We start from the raw sequence: 16605 nt of genomic DNA, 5'->3' as shown, positions 1-16605 counted from the left end.
CCCTCGCTCTCCACCGCGAAACTGCCGGGTGCGGGATGCTGGCGATAACGTTCGTTCACTTCCCCGGTCGGTGCGGGACGGGGGTGTCCGTGCCGTGGTGGCGCCCCCGGACGGTGGGCGGCGGACCGCGCGGTACGCGCGCAACGAATATGTGATATGCGCCACATGTACGGCATATGTGATGTGTGCGGTACTTGTCGGTACGGATGGATGTAGTCGCTTCATGGAGGCAGTGATGGGTGTGGCAGCCGGTCCGATCCGCGTGGTGGTCGCCAAGCCGGGGCTCGACGGCCACGATCGGGGAGCCAAGGTGATCGCGCGAGCGCTGCGCGACGCCGGTATGGAGGTCATCTACACCGGGCTCCATCAGACTCCCGAGCAGATCGTCGACACCGCGATCCAGGAGGACGCCGACGCGATCGGCCTGTCCATCCTCTCCGGCGCGCACAACACGCTCTTCGCGGCGGTGATCGAGCTGCTCAAGGAGCGTGACGCGGCGGACATCCTGGTCTTCGGCGGCGGGATCATCCCGGAGGCCGACATCCCGCCGCTGAAGGAGAAGGGCGTCGCCGAGATCTTCACGCCCGGCGCGACGACCGCGTCGATCGTGGACTGGGTGCGGGCCAACGTGCGGCAGCCGGCCGGGGCATAGGGGCCCGGACGACCGGGGCGGGGCGATGGGTGTCGCCGTCGCCACCGTGGCCCGCCGCGGACGGCCCCCGCGCGTGTGGGGGGAGTGCGGCCGCTGTGACCCATGCGGCCAGGTGACCGCCGGTGTGACCGGGCTGTGCCGCGGGCCCGGTGGGCTAGGCCGCCGGGCCCAGGGCCGCCGCTGCCGCCCCGCCGGTGCCGGCGTCCGGTGCCCGTCTCAGCTCCTCGGCCATCGCCGCGCGCAACCGCAAGGTGGTCACCAGCCGCTGGAACGCCTCGGCCCAGTACCCGCCCGCCCCCGGTGACGCGTCCTCCGCTTCCTCCGGCGCTGCCAGCAAACCGTCGAGACGACCGGCCTCGGACGGGTCCAGGCAGCGCTCGGCCAGTCCCATCACCCCGCTGAAACTCCACGGATAACTCCCGGCGTCGCGAGCGATGTTGAGCGCGTCGACGACCGCCCGGCCCAGCGGCGGCGCCCACGGAACCGCGCACACCCCCAGCAACTGGAACGCCTCCGACAGGCCGTGCGCCGCGATGAACCCGGCCACCCACGCGGCCCGTTCCCCCGCGCCCAGCGTGCCCAGCAGCTTGGCCCGCTCGGCCAGCGACACCGCTCCCGGGCCGCCCGCCTCCGGTGACGAGGGCGTGCCGAGGAGCGCCCGCGCCCACTCCGCGTCCCGCTGCCGCACCGCCGCCCGGCACCAGGCCGCGTGCAGTTCGCTCCGCCAGTCGTCGGCCACCGGCAGGGCCAGGATCTCCCGCGGCGTACGGCCGCCCAGCCGGGCCGGCCAGGTCGCGAGCGGTGCCGCCTCCACCAGCTGACCGAACCACCAGGACCGTTCGCCCCGCCCCGCCGGGGCCTTGGCGATCACACCGTCGCGCGCCATGCCCGCGTCGCACTCGTGCGGCGCCTCGACGACGAGCCGCGGGCCGTCCCCGGTGTGGTCGACGGCGACGCAGGCCGCCGCCCGGACCGCCATCCGCCCGGCCAGTGCCGACCCCGGCAGCGCCGACAGCAGCTCGGCCGCCGTCGCCCGGACGTTGCGGCTGCGGTCGGCGAGCGCCTGCTCCAGGAAGGGCTCGTCTTCAGGGCTCAGCCCGGTGCGCAGCGAGTCCAGGAACATCAGCCGGTCCTCGGCGCGCTCCGCCGGCCAGCTGCCCGCCAGCAGCCCGCGGCCGGCGGCCGGATCGTGCGCGCGGACCGCCGCCAGCAGGGCGACCCGTTCCGCGAACAGGCCCTCCTGCCATAGCCGGCGCACGCGTTCCGCGTCCTCCGGCCGGGGCAGCGCGGCGTCGCCGCCCGGCGCGGAACGCAGCGCGAACCGCCAGTCCGGGTTGAACCGGGCGAGCCACAGGGCGCGCGGGCCGGCGAACGCCAGCGCGGCGGGCCGCAGATCGGTCCGCCCCCGGGCCGCGTCCAGCAGCGCGGGCAGCGCCTGCGGGGGCGCCGCGAAGCCATGGGCGTTGGCCATCGCCAGCCACTGGGGCAGCAGCTCCATCAGGTCCGGCGCGGTACCTCTGCGCCCGCCGCCCGCCGTGCCCGACCGGTCGGCCAGCAGCATCGCGAGCCTGCGGGCCGCCGCGGCGGGCAGCGCCGGCCGCGGATCCCCGGGCGCCGGGTCGGGGCGTCGCGCCGCGCGCGCGGGACGCAACCCCGCACGGCGCCGTACGGTCTCCGCCGCGGCCGCGTCCAGCAGCGCCGCCGGTGCCCGAGAGCCCGGCGGGACGCCGGGCGGCGTGCGCCGATCCGTGCCGAGCAGAGCGGCGGTGACGAGCTCCTCCCAGGCGCCCGGGGCGGGCGCACGCACAGGAGCGGAGGTCCTGGTCACGAGGTTCCTTTCCTCCGAGCGCTTGCCGGAGTGGTCGAAGGCTCATCGGTGGCGGGTGTCCCGTGGGGCGGGACGGACGCGCGTCGGACAGAGGGAAGCCGGGGGCCTCGTCGGGGTCAGTGCAGCGGCACCGCCTCGCCCTTGCCCTGCGGCCAGGCCGTCAGCGGGGTGAAGCCCTGGTGGCCGCACTCCCCGAAGACCGTGACGGGGGCCCCGCCCGACAGCGCGACCAGGCGCCACAGCCCCGGCCGTGAGCGGGCCGCGGGTGTCAGCGGCAGAGCCGTGTCCTCGTCGGCGTCCGCCAGTTGCCAGGAGTCGCCGTCCGGGGTGGGCACGACCCGGTCCAGCGTCACCGGGACCGCGTCCAGCCACGGGTCGTCCCGCAGCGCTTCGCCGTATCGGGCCGCCGCCTGGCTCGTCGTCACCCCGGGCGGCCGTATCGCCGTGGGTGCGGGGGGCGCGAACTGCTCGCCGAGAGCCGCTCGCTGCTGACCCGCGCCCGGGTAGGCGGCGACCTCCGCCTCCAGGGCCAGGCCGACCGGCAGCGCCAGATCCGGGGCGCGGCCTCCGGCGCCGTACGACAGGAGGAGCGCGGTGCGGTGCGACTCCGTGCCGTACAGCCAGATCCGGCGGGTGGTCAGACGGGGGTCCGTCAGGTCGTACTGGGCGAGGACCAGCCAGCGGTCACGCACGGGCGGGCCGTCCGCCGAGGCGGGCAGACCGACCCGGGAACGGACCGTCGCCGCCAGGGCGTCCGGCAGCCGCTCACGGCGCAGCCAGCCCTGGTCGAGCAGGTGCAGCAGCGCGCACTCCTCCAGCAGGCGCACCGGCCAGCCGGGACCCGACGCCGGGATCGCGCCCAGTTCCCGGACCCGCGAGGCGAGGCCCGGGGCCTGCGCGTCGACCATCCGGGCGGCCGTCTCCTCCCACAGGCCGTACCCCGCCCGCTCGGCCGTGGCCAGGCCGCCGCGCAGCAGGTCGGCCAGCCGCTGCTCCAGCTCCGTCGCGCCCGCGGTGATCCGCGCCGCCCGGCGCTCCGCCCGGCGGCGCGCCGCCTCCGGGCCGGCCGGACCCGGCGAGGAACCGCCCGCGTCCGCCGTCCGCTGCCGCGCCGCGCGCTCCTTCCTCTCCGCCAGCCATTCCCCCGCCCAGAGCGGCACCCGCTCCGGCGCCGCCGGGACCTCGCCGCCGGACCACAGCAGGAGCAGACCGAGCGCGTGCTTGCACGGGAACTTGCGGCTCGGACAACTGCACTTGTACGCGGGGCCGGACGCGTCCGCGACATCCACGACCGTCTGATACGGCTTGCTGCCGCTGCCCCTGCACAGTCCCCACACCGCCTCCTCGTCCGTCCCCGTCCCGGACCACGGCCCGGCCGCCGCGAGTTTGCCGCCCGCTTGGCGTGACGCGGCATCAGGCGCCAGTGCCAGCACCTGGTCCGCCGTCCAGCGCACCCCCTGCTGAGTCATGTCCCCGAAGGTAGATCCCCCCACTGACAATCGGTCCGGCGAACGCCGCCCGGAGCGCGTTCGCGCAGGTCGGAACGGATTGTCAGTGGGGTGGTGCACGGTTGGTGCCAGACCGAACCGGCCCAGCTGGAGGGGGACTTCGCCATGTCCGTGTCCGTGGAACCGACATCCGTGCAACCGACCGCGAGCGAGGCGTTGCGCCCGCACGCCGAGGACGCCTTCGCGGACGAACTCGCGGCGCTGGCGGCACAGGACGACCGTCCGCGTCCGGCCCGCTGGAAGCTGTCGCCGTGGGCCGTCGCGACGTATCTGCTCGGCGGCACCCTGCCGGACGGCACGGTGATCACACCGAAGTACGTGGGCCCGCGCCGCCTCGTCGAGGTCGCCGTCACCACCCTCGCCACCGACCGCGCCCTGCTCCTGCTCGGCGTGCCCGGCACCGCGAAGACCTGGGTCTCCGAGCATCTGGCCGCGGCGGTCAGCGGGGACTCCACCCTGCTGGTGCAGGGGACGGCCGGCACACCGGAGGAGGCGATCCGCTACGGCTGGAACTACGCGCAGTTGCTCGCCCACGGCCCGAGTCGCGACGCGCTGGTGCCCAGCCCCGTCATGCGGGCCATGGCCGAGGGGATGACCGCCCGCGTCGAGGAACTGACCCGGATCCCGGCCGATGTGCAGGACACCCTCATCACCATCCTGTCGGAGAAGACGCTGCCGATACCGGAGCTGGGCCAGGAGGTGCAGGCGGTCCGCGGTTTCAATTTGATCGCCACGGCCAACGACCGCGACCGCGGGGTCAACGACCTCTCCAGCGCCCTGCGCCGCCGGTTCAACACGGTGGTGCTGCCGCTGCCGGAGAGCGTCGAGGCCGAGGTCGACATCGTCTCGCGGCGCGTCGACCAGATCGGCCGGTCCCTCGACCTGCCGGCCGTGCCCGACGGGATCGACGAGATCCGCCGTGTCGTGACCGTCTTCCGCGAACTGCGCGACGGGGTGACCGCCGACGGCCGGACGAAGGTGAAGTCGCCGAGCGGCACGCTGTCCACCGCCGAGGCGATCTCGGTCGTGACCAACGGCCTCGCGCTCGCCGCCCACTTCGGCGACGGCGTGCTGCGGGCGGGCGACGTCGCCGCGGGCGTCCTCGGCGCCGTGGTCCGCGATCCGGCGGCGGACCGGGTCGTCTGGCAGGAGTACCTGGAGGCGGTGGTCCGCGAACGTGACGGCTGGACCGATTTCTACCGGGCGTGCCGGGAGGTGAGCGCGTGAACATCAAGGGCTACGGCAAGCGCAACGGCAACGGCGATGGCAGTGACAGCGGATGGAACGTGGTGGACGGTGGTCCGGGGGACGGGGTGATCGAGCGCGCGGGGTCCGACGACGACCTGGGGTGGCCGCGGCGGCGAGGGGGACGGGATGACCGGCGCCGGCAAGACTGAGCCCCGTGCCGGGGAGCCGCTGCTGCTCGGCGTACGGCATCACGGGCCGGGGTCGGCGCGGGCCGTGCGAGCGGCGCTGGACGCGGCGCTGCCCCGGGTGGTGCTGATCGAGGGCCCGCCCGAGGCCGACGCGCTGATCCCGCTGGCCGCCGACGAGGAGATGCGGCCGCCGGTCGCCCTCCTCGCCCACGCCGTGGACGAACCCGGACGGTCGGCGTTCTGGCCGCTGGCCGAGTTCTCCCCGGAGTGGGTGGCGCTCCGCTGGGCCCTGGACCACGGCGTCCCCGCCCGCTTCATCGATCTCCCGGCGACGCACACGCTGGTGTGGGGCTGGGCGGCCGCCGGACCCGGGGAGGAGGCAACCGAGGAGCCGGTGCCCGGTGCCGATGGGGACGAGCCGGTTCTCGGAGCCGGTGGGGAGGAGCAGGTATCCGGTGCCGATGTGCGGGTCGATCCGCTCGCGGTGCTCGCCGGGATCGCCGGATACGACGACCCCGAGCGCTGGTGGGAGGACGTGGTCGAGCACCGGGGCGCCGGCGCCGGGGACCCGTTCGCGCCGTTCGCCGCGCTGGAGGAGGCCATGGGGTCGCTGCGGGAGGTGTACGGCAGCGCAGGCCATGACCGGGATCTCGTGCGGGAGGCGTACATGCGGCTCCAGGTGCGCACCGCGCAGCGCGAGTTCGGGGGCGAGGTGGCCGTGGTCTGCGGGGCCTGGCACGTGCCGGCGCTGCGGCGGAAGGCCACCGTCGCCGCCGACCGGGCGACGCTGAGAGGGCTGCCCAGGACCAAGACGGACCTGACCTGGGTGCCGTGGACCTACCGTCGGCTCGCGAGAGCCGGGGGGTACGGGGCGGGCATCGAGTCGCCGGGGTGGTACGGGCATCTGTTCGCCGCGCCCGACCGGCCCGTCGAACGGTGGCTGACCAAGGTGGCCGGGCTGCTGCGGGACGAGGGCCGGATGGTCTCGGCGGCGCACGTCATCGAGGCGGTCCGGCTCGCGGACACGCTCGCCGCGCTGCGCGGGCGCCCGCTGCCCGGACTCGGCGAGACCACCGACGCCGTACGGGCGGTGATGTGCGACGGCTCGGATGTGCCGCTGGCGCTGGTGCGCGACCGGCTGGTGGTGGGGGACGCCATGGGCGAGGTGCCGCCTTCGGCGCCCGCGGTGCCGTTGCAGCGGGACCTCGCCCGGCTCCAGCGCCGGCTGCGGCTCAAGCCGGAAGCGCTGGAGCGCGAGCTGGAGCTGGACCTGCGCAAGGAGACCGACGCCGGGCGGAGCAGGCTGCTGCACCGGCTGCGGCTGCTGGGCGTGCCCTGGGGCGAGCCGGCCGTCTCGCGCGGCAGCACCGGTACGTTCCGGGAGACCTGGCGGCTGCGCTGGGAGCCGGAGCTGGCCGTGCGGGTCGCCGAGGCGGGCGGATGGGGGACGACGGTGCTCGGCGCGGCGGGCGCGAAGGCGCGGGCCGACGCCGTCGCCGCGCGGAGCCTCGCCGAGGTCACCGCGCTGGCCGAACACTGTCTGCTGGCCGACCTGCCGGACGCCCTGCCGACGGTGATGCGGGCCCTCGCCGACCGCGCGGCGCTCGACACCGACGTCGGCCATCTCGCGCAGGCGCTCCCGGCGCTGGTCCGTTCCCTGCGCTACGGCGATGTGCGCCGCACGGACACCGGGGCGCTGGCCGAGGTCGCCGCCGGGCTCGCCGAACGGGTCTTCGTCGGCCTGCCCCCGGCCTGCATCGCGCTCGACGCCGACGCGGCGGGGGAGATGCGGCGCCATCTGGACGCGGTGCACGGCGCGGTCGGCCTGCTCGGCGAGACGCGGGCACCGGCTCAGGGCGGACTGCGCGGTCGCTGGCAGGCCGTGCTGGGGGTGCTGTCCGCGCGGGACAGCGTGCCCGGTGTCCTCCGGGGCCGCTCGGCGCGGCTGCTGCTGGACGACGGGGTGCTGGACCAGGAGGAGGCGGCGCGGCTCATGGGACTCGCGCTGTCACCGGGGACACCGCCGGGTGACGCGGCGGCGTGGATCGAGGGCTTCGTCGGAGGCGGCGGTGGCGGAATGCTGCTGGTGCACGACGAGCGGCTGCTCGGCCTGGTCGACGGCTGGCTGACCCGGGTGCCGGCGGAGGCGTTCACGGATGTGCTGCCGCTGCTGCGGCGCACCTTCTCGGCGTACGAGCCGGGCGTGCGCAGAACCTTGGGCGAGCTGGTCCGGCGCGGTTCCGGGGCACGGGGGAGCGTGGCCGGGACGGGGGCCGGGCTCCCCGGCTTCGCCCCGGACCCGGACACCGAGCGGGCGGACGCCGTGCTGCCCGTGGTGCGGCTGCTGCTGGGACTGGACGAGGACGGCAGCCAGGCCGGCATCGAGGACAACCGGCGTGTGGAGGTGGGGACATGAGGACCGGGGCGGGGGACACCGGCCTGCCGGGGGAGACCAGGCTGCCCGGAGGCACCGGATTGCCCGGGGAGGCCGGGCTGTCAGGGGACACCGGCCTGCCGGGGGACAGCGGGCTGCCGGGGGACAGCGGGTTGCCGAGGGGTGTGGTCGAGCCGGAGGACACGGTTGATCCGGTGGGCGCGCCTGTTCTGAGGGGGGTGGTTGATCCGATGGACGCGACTGGTCCGAAGGACGCTGCTGATCCGAAGGACGCGGCTGATCCGGTGGGCGCCGCGGAGCCGGTGGACACGGCTGATCCGGCGGGCGTCGCTCAGGAGCGGCTGCGGCGCTGGCGGCTGGTGCTCGGCGGCGACGCGGCCGACGGCACCGGGCGCGCTCTCGCCGGGCGGGACGCCGCGATGGACGGCGCGCTGGCCGCGCTGTACGGCAAGGGGGACAAGCCGGCGGCCGGGAAGGAGCGGGCGGCCGGGCTCGGGGCGTCGGCGCCGGCCGTGGCGCGCTGGCTCGGGGACATCCGGACGTACTTCCCGTCCTCCGTCGTCCAGGTGATGCAGCGGGACGCCATCGACCGGCTCGGGCTGTCCACGCTGCTGCTGGAGCCGGAGATGCTGGAGGCGGTGCAGGCCGATGTGCACCTCGTCGGCACCCTGCTCTCGCTGAACAAGGCGATGCCCGAGACGACGAAGGAGACGGCACGGGCGGTCGTGCGCAAGGTCGTCGAGGACCTGGAGAAGCGGCTCGCCACCCGCACCCGGGCCACCCTGACCGGGGCGCTCGACCGCAGCGCGCGGGTCCACCGGCCGCGCCACCACGACATCGACTGGAACCGCACGATCGCGGCCAACCTCAAGCACTACCTGCCGGAGCACCGGACGGTCGTGCCCGAGCGGCTGATCGGGTACGGGCGGGCGTCGCGGTCCGTGAGGAAGGACGTCGTCCTGTGCGTCGACCAGTCGGGCTCGATGGCGGCGTCCGTCGTCCACGCCTCGGTGTTCGGGGCGGTGCTGGCGTCCATGCGGTCGATCAGCACCCGGCTCGTCGTCTTCGACACGGCGGTCGTCGACCTCACCGACCAGCTCGACGACCCGGTCGACGTGCTGTTCGGCACCCAGCTGGGCGGCGGCACGGACATCAACCGGGCGCTGGCCTACTGCCAGTCGCGGATCACCCGCCCCACGGAGACGGTGATGGTGCTGATCAGCGACCTCTACGAAGGGGGGATACGCGACGAGATGCTGAAGCGGGTCGCGGCGATGAAGGCGTCGGGGGTGCAGTTCGTGACGCTGCTCGCGCTGTCCGACGAGGGGACGCCCGCGTACGACCGGGACCACGCGGCGGCGCTCGCGGCGCTCGGCGCACCGGCCTTCGCCTGCACGCCCGATCTGTTCCCGGAGGTGATGGCGGCGGCGATCGAGAAGCGTCCGCTGCCGATACCGGACACGGCGTGACGTCCGGGAACTCCCGGAGGAGACCGGTTGTAAACGGGACATGACTACCCATCGGTAACAGGGGGCTTGCGTAACCTCCCGAGTCGCGTGCAAGGATCGACGCCGCTCACCCATGACATTGCCCAGTCCCCTCGCACGGAGGAACCGCCCCCTCTTGACTTGGTCAGCAGCCCTGCCCGGTGTACCCGGTGCCGCCGCGCGCGTGTTGCGCGCGGCGGCCGGGCGGCGTGCGCTGCAGCTGGCCCTGCTGGTGGGCGGGCTGTTCGTGCTCGGGGCGCTCTGCGGGGCGCGGGCGGAGGCGGCCGAGGGCTCCCCCGCAGGTGCCGGGAGGGTCACCGGGACACCCACGGAGGCCAGACCCGAGTCGGTGACTTCGGCGTCGGTGACTGCGAAGTCGGTGACTTCGGCGTCGGCGGCTCACAAGTCGAGTACGCCGGAGCCGCCGGCGTCCGACGCCGGGCCGGGGCCGGTCACCGAGTACGGCTCCGTCCCGCGGCCCCAGCCGATCGTCGAGGCCGTACGCGACCGGGTCGGCGGGCCGGTCGGGGACGCCGTGGAGTCGGTGACGCGGGGGCTGTCCGAGGACCCTTCGGCCGAACGGCCGCTGCCCTCGCTGCCCCCCTTGCCCTCATTCCCCGGCCTCCCGGACGGCGACTCGTCCCTCCCGGACCTTCCCGGCCTCCCGCCGAAGACCCTTCCGGCACCGGACGCCGCCACCCCGCTGCCCCTGCCCATGCCCCTGCCCCTCCCGGGGCCGGAGACGCGGCAGCCGGGGATGCCGGCCGGTCCCTCCCTCGGTGAGCCCGCGCAGGCGGACCCGCGCACGGCGGCCGACTCCGACGCCCAGGCCCCGCACGGGCCGCACCGCGTCACCCCGCTCACCCCGACCGCGGCCCACGCGACCACCGCGTCCGCCGCGACCCCCGCACCGGCCCACCTCACCACCCTCCGCACCGGCACCGGCCACGCCCCCGCCCACCCCGCACCCACGGGTGGCGACAGCGGCGTGCTCGGCAGCCGGACGGCCGCCGACAACGGCAGCTCGCGGCACGGTGACGCGTGCGCGGTGGCTGGGGAGCAGCGTGCTCCGCTGCGGCCCGTGCCCGGCGTCGCCGCCTGGGCCGCCACGGGCGAGACCCGGGACCGGTTCCGGGACATTCCCGTATTCCCCGGATAGGGCAGCCCTTTCCCCCGCCCGACCTGCCGCGCGGGGGCGGATCAGGTCTGCCCACCCACCCGGAGTTCCCACCTCCGGAATGTCCCCAAGCCCGGAGTCCCCCGACGGATTCCCCGGCGTCTCGGAACCCCAAAGGATCAGACGCACCCCATGAACAAGAACATCCGCCGATCGATCGTCATAGCCGCCGGCGTCACCGGCGCCTGGGCACTCGGCTCCACCTACGCCAGCGCCGACGAACTGCCCGCCTCCTCCCTCTCGGCGCCGGACGCGGCCGACGCCGAGGGCACGCTCGCCTCGGTCACCGGCGACCTCGCCGACACGGTGGAAGGCACCGTCTCCGGCGTCACCGGCGGCGGTGCCGTGCGCGGCGTGACCGCCACGGTCGCCGACACCCCGAACACGGCCGGCGACACGGTGGAGGGCACCCTCGCCCGGACCACCGGCACCGCCTCCCGGGCGGCCACCACGGTCACCACCGCCGGCACCGACCAGGTGCCGACCGCCTCCGCCGCCGACCAGGCCCGCCGGTACATCGACGCCAAGGTCTCCGTCCCGAAGACCGCCAAGGCCACCAAGGTCCGCGGCGCCCAGGCCATCCACGGCGCCCACGCCGCCCGCGCCACCGTGAAGGCCCAGGCGAGCGCCACCGTCGACGCGACCGCGGAAGTGGGCCGGGACGCGCTCCCGGACGCCCCCTCGTCCCCCCAGGACGTGATCGACTACCTCTTCGGCCCCCTCTCCGCCTTCGCGCCCGAGCTGGAGCAGGCCCTGGCCGCCGCCCAGACGCGGCTGCACGGCGCGCAGTCGGCGGCGCGTACCCAGGCGCAGGGCGTCGAGGGAGTCGTACGGACGAAGGCGCAGCACGCGGTCGCGGGCGCGGGCCGCACGGCCGCCGGGGCGCAGGGCGCCGGGCAGGCCACGCTCTCCGGCGCCCAGTCCCGGGCCGCCGGCGCGGCGGCCGTCGCCCAGGGCGAGGCGGGCACGGTGCGGACGGCCGCCGAGGCCTCCGTCTCGTCCGTGCCGGGCCATGTCACCGGGACCGCCGACGGTGTCGAGCAGCGGGTCGTCGGCACGGTCAGCACCGTCTCCGGCAAGGTGAGCACCGTCCGCGCGGCGGCGGCCGGCACCGTGGACGCGGCCTCCGGCACGGTCCAGGGCCTCCCCGGCCGCCTCGCCCCGGTCGTCGAGGAGACGGCCGCCGCCGCGGTGCCGCCGCTCGCCGCCTCCGCGGTCCGGGGCGCGCAGCCGGTCGTCGGTGACGCGGTGCACGGGGTCCACCCGGTCGTCACGGACGCGGTCCACGGTGTCGTCCCGGTCGCCGAGCGGGCCGTGGGCGGTGTGGCGCCGGTCGCCACGGGTGCGGTCGCCGGTCTCACCCCGGTCGCCGGTGAGGCCGTGGCCGGTGTCGCCGCCACCGCGGGGCACACCGTCGACGCCGCGACCGCCCTCGCGCACGGCGTCGTCGCCGATGTCCAGCCGGTCGCGTACGGGGTTGTGCAGGGGGTCCGGCCGGTCGCCGCCGACGCGGTGCACGGGGTCCACCCGGTCGTCACCGGAGCGGTGCGCGGAGTCGCGCCCGTCGCCGGGCAGGCCGTGAGCGGCGTGACGCCGGTCGCCGCCGGGGTCGTCGCGGACCTGCCGCCGTACGCCACCGGGCTGGCCGGCGAGGCGGTCGCGGACGCGACCGGCGCCGTGCTGCCGCCGGTCGCGCACACGGTCGTGCACGGGGTGGTGCCGGTCGCCGGGCAGGCCGTCGCGGACGCGGGCGGGCTGGCGTACGGCGTGACGGGCGATGTGCGCTCCTTCGGGGCGGGTGTCGCCGCCGACGTGGCGCCGTTCGGATACGGCGTGGCCGGGCAGGCCGGCGGCTTCGCGGAGGGCGTGGCGGACGAGGTGCCGCCGTTCGCCCAGGGCGTCACGGGCGCCGTCCAGCCGGTCGTGGACACCGTCTACCGGACCGTGCGGCCGGTCGTCGACGGCGTCGGCGGCAGCGCCGCCGGGCTGGCGTACGGCGTCACCGGCGAGGTCGCCCCGTTCGGGTACGGCGTGGCGGGCGAGGCGGTCCCGTTCGCGCACGGGGTGGCGGGCGACGTCGCCCCGTTCGCCGGGGACCTGGCCGGCACCGCGCACTCCACCGGCGGCTCCCTCGCCGGTCACGCGGTCACCGGTGCCGAGGGGGTGGCCGGATCGGTCACCCCGGGCTGGGCGCCGGACGCCGATGACCTGGACACCCCGCACACCCCGCACACCTGGCAGAACGGCTCGTACGGCCCGTACGGCGTGTGACCTTCGCGGGGCGCGGCCCGGACCGCCGAGAACCGTCGGCGGGTCCGGCCGTGTCCCCGCGGAGAGGGCCCGGCGGTCCCCATTGGGGTGAGGACCGCCGCGGCCCGGACCCCGGCGGGCGGCTCCCGGGACGCCCGTTCGCCCCCGTCGGGGCCGCACCAGGGACCTCATCGGGCCGACCCCAACCCGGTGAGGTTCCGCCCCGCTCGCACAGGTCCCGACACTGCGTGCCACGGATCCCGGCATCATGTGACAGGTATCACCGCTCGGGTGTGACCCGCGATTTAGAACGCCCCCGCAACCGGCGATAACCTGCGAGACGGACATGCCGCGCGCTCGGACACCGTGTGCGCCTCCCTTGTGACAGCGGACGTCACGTTGCCCTTCGCGGCACGCCCACGCATCCAACGAACCGCGAGATCACTGATAGGGACGGAAGCGCGTGGACCTGTTCGAGTACCAGGCGAGGGACCTCTTCGCCAAGCACGATGTACCGGTGCTGGCCGGTGAAGTCATCGACACGCCTGAGGCGGCGCGCGAGATCACCGAGCGGCTGGGCGGCAAGTCCGTCGTCAAGGCGCAGGTGAAGGTCGGTGGTCGCGGCAAGGCCGGTGGCGTGAAGCTGGCCGCCACTCCGGACGAGGCCGTCGCCCGTTCGACGGACATCCTCGGCATGGACATCAAGGGCCACACGGTCCACAAGGTCATGATCGCCGAGACCGCTCCGGAGATCGTCGAGGAGTACTACGTCTCCTTCCTCCTCGACCGTGCCAACCGGACCTTCCTGTCCATCGCCTCCGTCGAGGGCGGCATGGACATCGAGGAGGTGGCGGCCACCCGTCCGGAGGCCGTCGCCAAGACGCCGATCGACGCGATCGACGGCGTGACCGCCGAGAAGGCCCGCGAGATCGTCGAGGCCGCGAAGTTCCCGGCCGAGGTGGCCGACAAGGTCGCCGACGTGCTGGTCAAGCTGTGGGACGTCTTCATCAAGGAGGACGCCCTCCTCGTCGAGGTGAACCCGCTGGCCAAGGTCGCCTCCGGTGACGTCATCGCCCTCGACGGCAAGGTGTCGCTGGACGACAACGCCGAGTTCCGCCACCCGGACTTCGAGGAGCTGCACGACAAGGCTGCGGCCAACCCGCTCGAGGCCGCCGCCAAGGAGAAGAACCTCAACTACGTCAAGCTCGACGGCGAGGTCGGCATCATCGGCAACGGCGCGGGCCTGGTCATGTCGACCCTGGACGTCGTCGCGTACGCCGGTGAGAAGCACGGCAACGTCAAGCCGGCCAACTTCCTGGACATCGGCGGCGGCGCCTCCGCCCAGGTCATGGCCAACGGTCTGGAGATCATCCTCGGCGACCCGGACGTCAAGTCCGTCTTCGTCAACGTCTTCGGTGGCATCACCGCCTGTGACGAGGTCGCCAACGGCATCGTCCAGGCCCTGAAGCTGCTCGAGGACCGCGGCGAGCAGGTCACCAAGCCGCTGGTCGTCCGCCTCGACGGCAACAACGCCGAGCTGGGCCGCCAGATCCTCACCGACGCCGACCACCCGCTGGTCCAGCGCGTCGACACCATGGACGGCGCGGCCGACAAGGCCGCCGAGCTGGCCCACGCCGCCAAGTAAGCACCGAGGACGAGGACACCACACACCATGGCTATCTGGCTCAACAAGGACAGCAAGGTCATCGTCCAGGGCATGACCGGTGCCACCGGCATGAAGCACACCAAGCTCATGCTGGGTGACGGCACCAACGTCGTGGGCGGCGTGAACCCGCGCAAGGCGGGTCAGACCGTGGACTTCGACGGTACCGAGGTACCCGTCTTCGGCACCGTCAAGGAGGCCATCGAGAAGACCGGCGCCAACGTCTCCGTCATCTTCGTGCCGGAGAAGTTCACCAAGGACGCGGTCGTCGAGGCCATCGACGCCGAGATCCCGCTGGCCGTCGTGATCACCGAGGGCATCGCCGTGCACGACTCGGCGTCCTTCTGGGCGTACGCCGGCAAGAAGGGCAACAAGACCCGCATCATCGGCCCGAACTGCCCCGGCATCATCACCCCGGGCCAGTCCAACGTCGGCATCATCCCGGGCGACATCACCAAGCCGGGCCGCATCGGCCTGGTCTCGAAGTCCGGCACGCTGACGTACCAGATGATGTACGAGCTGCGCGACATCGGCTTCTCGACGGCCGTCGGCATCGGCGGTGACCCGATCATCGGCACCACGCACATCGACGCGCTCGCCGCGTTCGAGGCCGACCCCGAGACCGACCTGATCGTCATGATCGGCGAGATCGGCGGCGACGCCGAGGAGCGGGCCGCGGACTTCATCGCGAAGAACGTGACCAAGCCGGTCGTCGGCTACGTCGCGGGCTTCACGGCGCCCGAGGGCAAGACCATGGGCCACGCGGGCGCCATCGTCTCCGGCTCTTCCGGCACCGCGCAGGCCAAGAAGGAGGCCCTGGAGGCCGCCGGCGTCAAGGTCGGCAAGACGCCGACCGAGACGGCGAAGCTGGCCCGTGAGATCCTGGCCGGCTGACGGCTGACACCGGTCCGCAGTCATCGGAAGGGCCCGCACCCGCTCAGGGTGCGGGCCCTTCCGCGTACGCTCACTCCGGCTTCGGGACCAGTCGCGCGGGTCCGTTCACCATCTCCTCGCGCAGCTTCGCGCGCAGCTCCAGCTCCCGCTCCGACAGCGGCCCCGGCGCCGCCCGCGGCGGCACCCCGCGCACCGTCTCACCCGGCGGCACCGGCGGTTCGTACCGCGTGGGGGCCGTCCGCAGCGTCAGCGCGGTCGCGCCGATCAGGGTGACCGTGAAGGCGATGGCGGCCCGGGTCCAGAACCGTGCCCGGCGCTCGCTGCCGCCGCGCACCACCGGCGGCCGGGCGGCGCGCAGCCGCTCGGTGGACGCCAGCTCGGCGAGCCGCTGGTGCAGTACGGCCGGATCCGACAGCTCCGGCAGCCGCTCGGCCACCGCCTCGCGCGCGTGCAGCAGCCGGTTCGCCGCCGCCGGAGTGCTTGCCTCCGTCTCCGCCGCGGTCTCCGGCAGCCCGAGCCCGACCCCGTCGTACAGCACCAGCGTGCGGCGGTACGGCGGCGGAAGGGCCAGCAGGATGTCGAGCAGGGCCCGGTCGGAGGCGTCCGCGGGGGGCGGTTCGGGATGGCGGTAGCGGGGGCGGAAGCGGTGCCAGGGGGAGAGGGCGTACTCGTACGCCGCCGCCCGCACCCACCCCGCCGGATCGCGGTCGACGGCCACCTCCGGCCAGCGCTGCCAGGCCAGCTGGAAGGCCCGCTCCACGGACTCCCGGGCGAGTTCCCGCCGCCCGGTCAGAAGGTAGGCCTGACGGACGAGCGCGGGCGCGCAGAAGGCGTAGAGGGCGTCGAAGGCCTGGTCGGGGGTGAGCGGGGCGGGGACGCCGGCCTGTTCGGAGACTGCGGCGAGGGGCACCGGCTCCCCCTCCGGGACCTCCTGACTGTTGGTCAGCGCCGGTGGGGTGACGGCGATGTCCACAGGCTCGATGGCGGCCGGGCTCGTGACGACGGGGCTCGTGACGACGGGATCCCTGACGACGGGGTCGTTGGCGGGACGTTCCGTGGTGACGGGTGAGGGCTCGGGCGTGGCTCCCGGAGCCGGCTCGGACGTCGCCGGTTTCGCCAGCTGGGCCAGCAGTTTCGCGTACGCGTCGCGTCTGCGGTCGCGGGGAGTGGTGCGGCCGGACTCCCACGCCCGCACGGTCTCCCGGCTGACGCCCAGCCGGGAGGCGAGCTGAGCCTGCGTCAGGGAAGCGGCCTCCCGCAGCCGTCGGCGCTCCTTGGGCGGGGGAAGCGGGGTTGCAGGACGCTGCGTCACCGGTCGCCCCTCCGTACGAAAAAGCACATAAGCACATATTGAGCGACACAGCGGAGGTTCGCC

The 16605-nt window shown here is 74.8% G+C and carries 12 protein-coding genes; 9 read left to right on the top strand and 3 right to left on the bottom strand.

Features of this window, described 5'->3' with window-relative positions; all coding sequences use genetic code 11:
• The first annotated feature begins 235 nt into the window (after positions 1-235).
• On the top strand, positions 236-652 hold the full coding sequence (locus VE614_RS21530; protein WP_043503454.1) for a cobalamin B12-binding domain-containing protein: 417 nt from the start codon (positions 236-238) through the stop codon (positions 650-652).
• A 154-nt stretch (positions 653-806) separates the two neighbouring features.
• Here the strand turns inward: VE614_RS21530 and VE614_RS21525 are convergent, their stop codons facing one another.
• Positions 807-2480: a DUF5691 domain-containing protein gene (locus VE614_RS21525; RefSeq protein WP_324939463.1), complete on the bottom strand. Its 1674-nt coding sequence runs from the start codon at positions 2478-2480 to the stop codon at positions 807-809.
• Between the two features lie 116 nt (positions 2481-2596).
• A complete protein-coding gene (locus VE614_RS21520) occupies positions 2597-3949 on the bottom strand; it encodes an SWIM zinc finger family protein (RefSeq protein ID WP_324939460.1) in 1353 nt (450 codons plus the stop codon).
• Positions 3950-4093: 144 nt separating this feature from the next.
• On the opposite strand from VE614_RS21520, the gene VE614_RS21515 reads away from it, so the two are divergent.
• From VE614_RS21515 to sucD, 8 genes are all read left to right on the top strand, one after another.
• A complete protein-coding gene (locus VE614_RS21515) occupies positions 4094-5215 on the top strand; it encodes an ATP-binding protein (protein WP_324939585.1) in 1122 nt (373 codons plus the stop codon).
• A complete protein-coding gene (locus VE614_RS21510; protein ID WP_324939457.1) occupies positions 5212-5385 on the top strand; it encodes a hypothetical protein in 174 nt (57 codons plus the stop codon). Before VE614_RS21515 ends, VE614_RS21510 begins: the two co-directional genes overlap by 4 nt.
• Entirely contained in the window at positions 5363-7780 is a 2418-nt protein-coding gene (locus VE614_RS21505; protein WP_324939453.1) for a DUF5682 family protein, read from the top strand. Before VE614_RS21510 ends, VE614_RS21505 begins: the two co-directional genes overlap by 23 nt.
• A gap of 209 nt (positions 7781-7989) precedes the next feature.
• Entirely contained in the window at positions 7990-9228 is a 1239-nt protein-coding gene (locus tag VE614_RS21500; RefSeq protein ID WP_324939450.1) for a VWA domain-containing protein, read from the top strand.
• Positions 9229-9382: 154 nt separating this feature from the next.
• Positions 9383-10405, top strand: a complete 1023-nt coding sequence (locus VE614_RS21495) for a hypothetical protein (protein WP_324939447.1) — start codon at positions 9383-9385, stop codon at positions 10403-10405.
• Between the two features lie 150 nt (positions 10406-10555).
• Positions 10556-12694, top strand: coding sequence for a hypothetical protein (locus VE614_RS21490; protein WP_324939444.1), 2139 nt, complete (start codon positions 10556-10558; stop codon positions 12692-12694).
• A gap of 442 nt (positions 12695-13136) precedes the next feature.
• On the top strand, positions 13137-14318 hold the full coding sequence (sucC, locus tag VE614_RS21485; RefSeq protein ID WP_324939441.1) for an ADP-forming succinate--CoA ligase subunit beta: 1182 nt from the start codon (positions 13137-13139) through the stop codon (positions 14316-14318).
• 27 nt (positions 14319-14345) lie between these two features.
• Positions 14346-15230 (top strand): succinate--CoA ligase subunit alpha, encoded by an 885-nt coding sequence (sucD, locus tag VE614_RS21480; RefSeq protein ID WP_324939438.1) that lies wholly within the window; start codon positions 14346-14348, stop codon positions 15228-15230.
• A 70-nt stretch (positions 15231-15300) separates the two neighbouring features.
• On the opposite strand, the gene VE614_RS21475 is transcribed toward sucD, so the two are convergent.
• Positions 15301-16542, bottom strand: a complete 1242-nt coding sequence (locus tag VE614_RS21475; RefSeq protein WP_324939435.1) for a helix-turn-helix domain-containing protein — start codon at positions 16540-16542, stop codon at positions 15301-15303.
• Between the last annotated feature and the right edge of the window lie 63 nt (positions 16543-16605).

The organism is Streptomyces sp., assembly GCF_035645055.1.
Classification (GTDB): Bacteria; Actinomycetota; Actinomycetes; order Streptomycetales; family Streptomycetaceae; genus Streptomyces.
Note: the sequence above shows the minus strand (reverse complement) of the source record. Positions and strands in the feature narration are given on the sequence as shown.

Excerpts from the sequence above, each read along its gene's own strand:
- VE614_RS21490 (WP_324939444.1), top strand. The coding sequence starts at position 10,556 with ATGAACAAGAACATCCGCCGATCGATCGTCATAGCCGCCGGCGTCACC.
- sucD (WP_324939438.1), top strand. The coding sequence starts at position 14,346 with ATGGCTATCTGGCTCAACAAGGACAGCAAGGTCATCGTCCAGGGCATG.
- VE614_RS21505 (WP_324939453.1), top strand. The coding sequence starts at position 5,363 with ATGACCGGCGCCGGCAAGACTGAGCCCCGTGCCGGGGAGCCGCTGCTG.
- VE614_RS21515 (WP_324939585.1), top strand. The coding sequence starts at position 4,094 with ATGTCCGTGTCCGTGGAACCGACATCCGTGCAACCGACCGCGAGCGAG.
- VE614_RS21500 (WP_324939450.1), top strand. The coding sequence starts at position 7,990 with ATGGACGCGACTGGTCCGAAGGACGCTGCTGATCCGAAGGACGCGGCT.
- VE614_RS21520 (WP_324939460.1), bottom strand. The coding sequence starts at position 3,949 with ATGACTCAGCAGGGGGTGCGCTGGACGGCGGACCAGGTGCTGGCACTG.
- VE614_RS21530 (WP_043503454.1), top strand. The coding sequence starts at position 236 with ATGGGTGTGGCAGCCGGTCCGATCCGCGTGGTGGTCGCCAAGCCGGGG.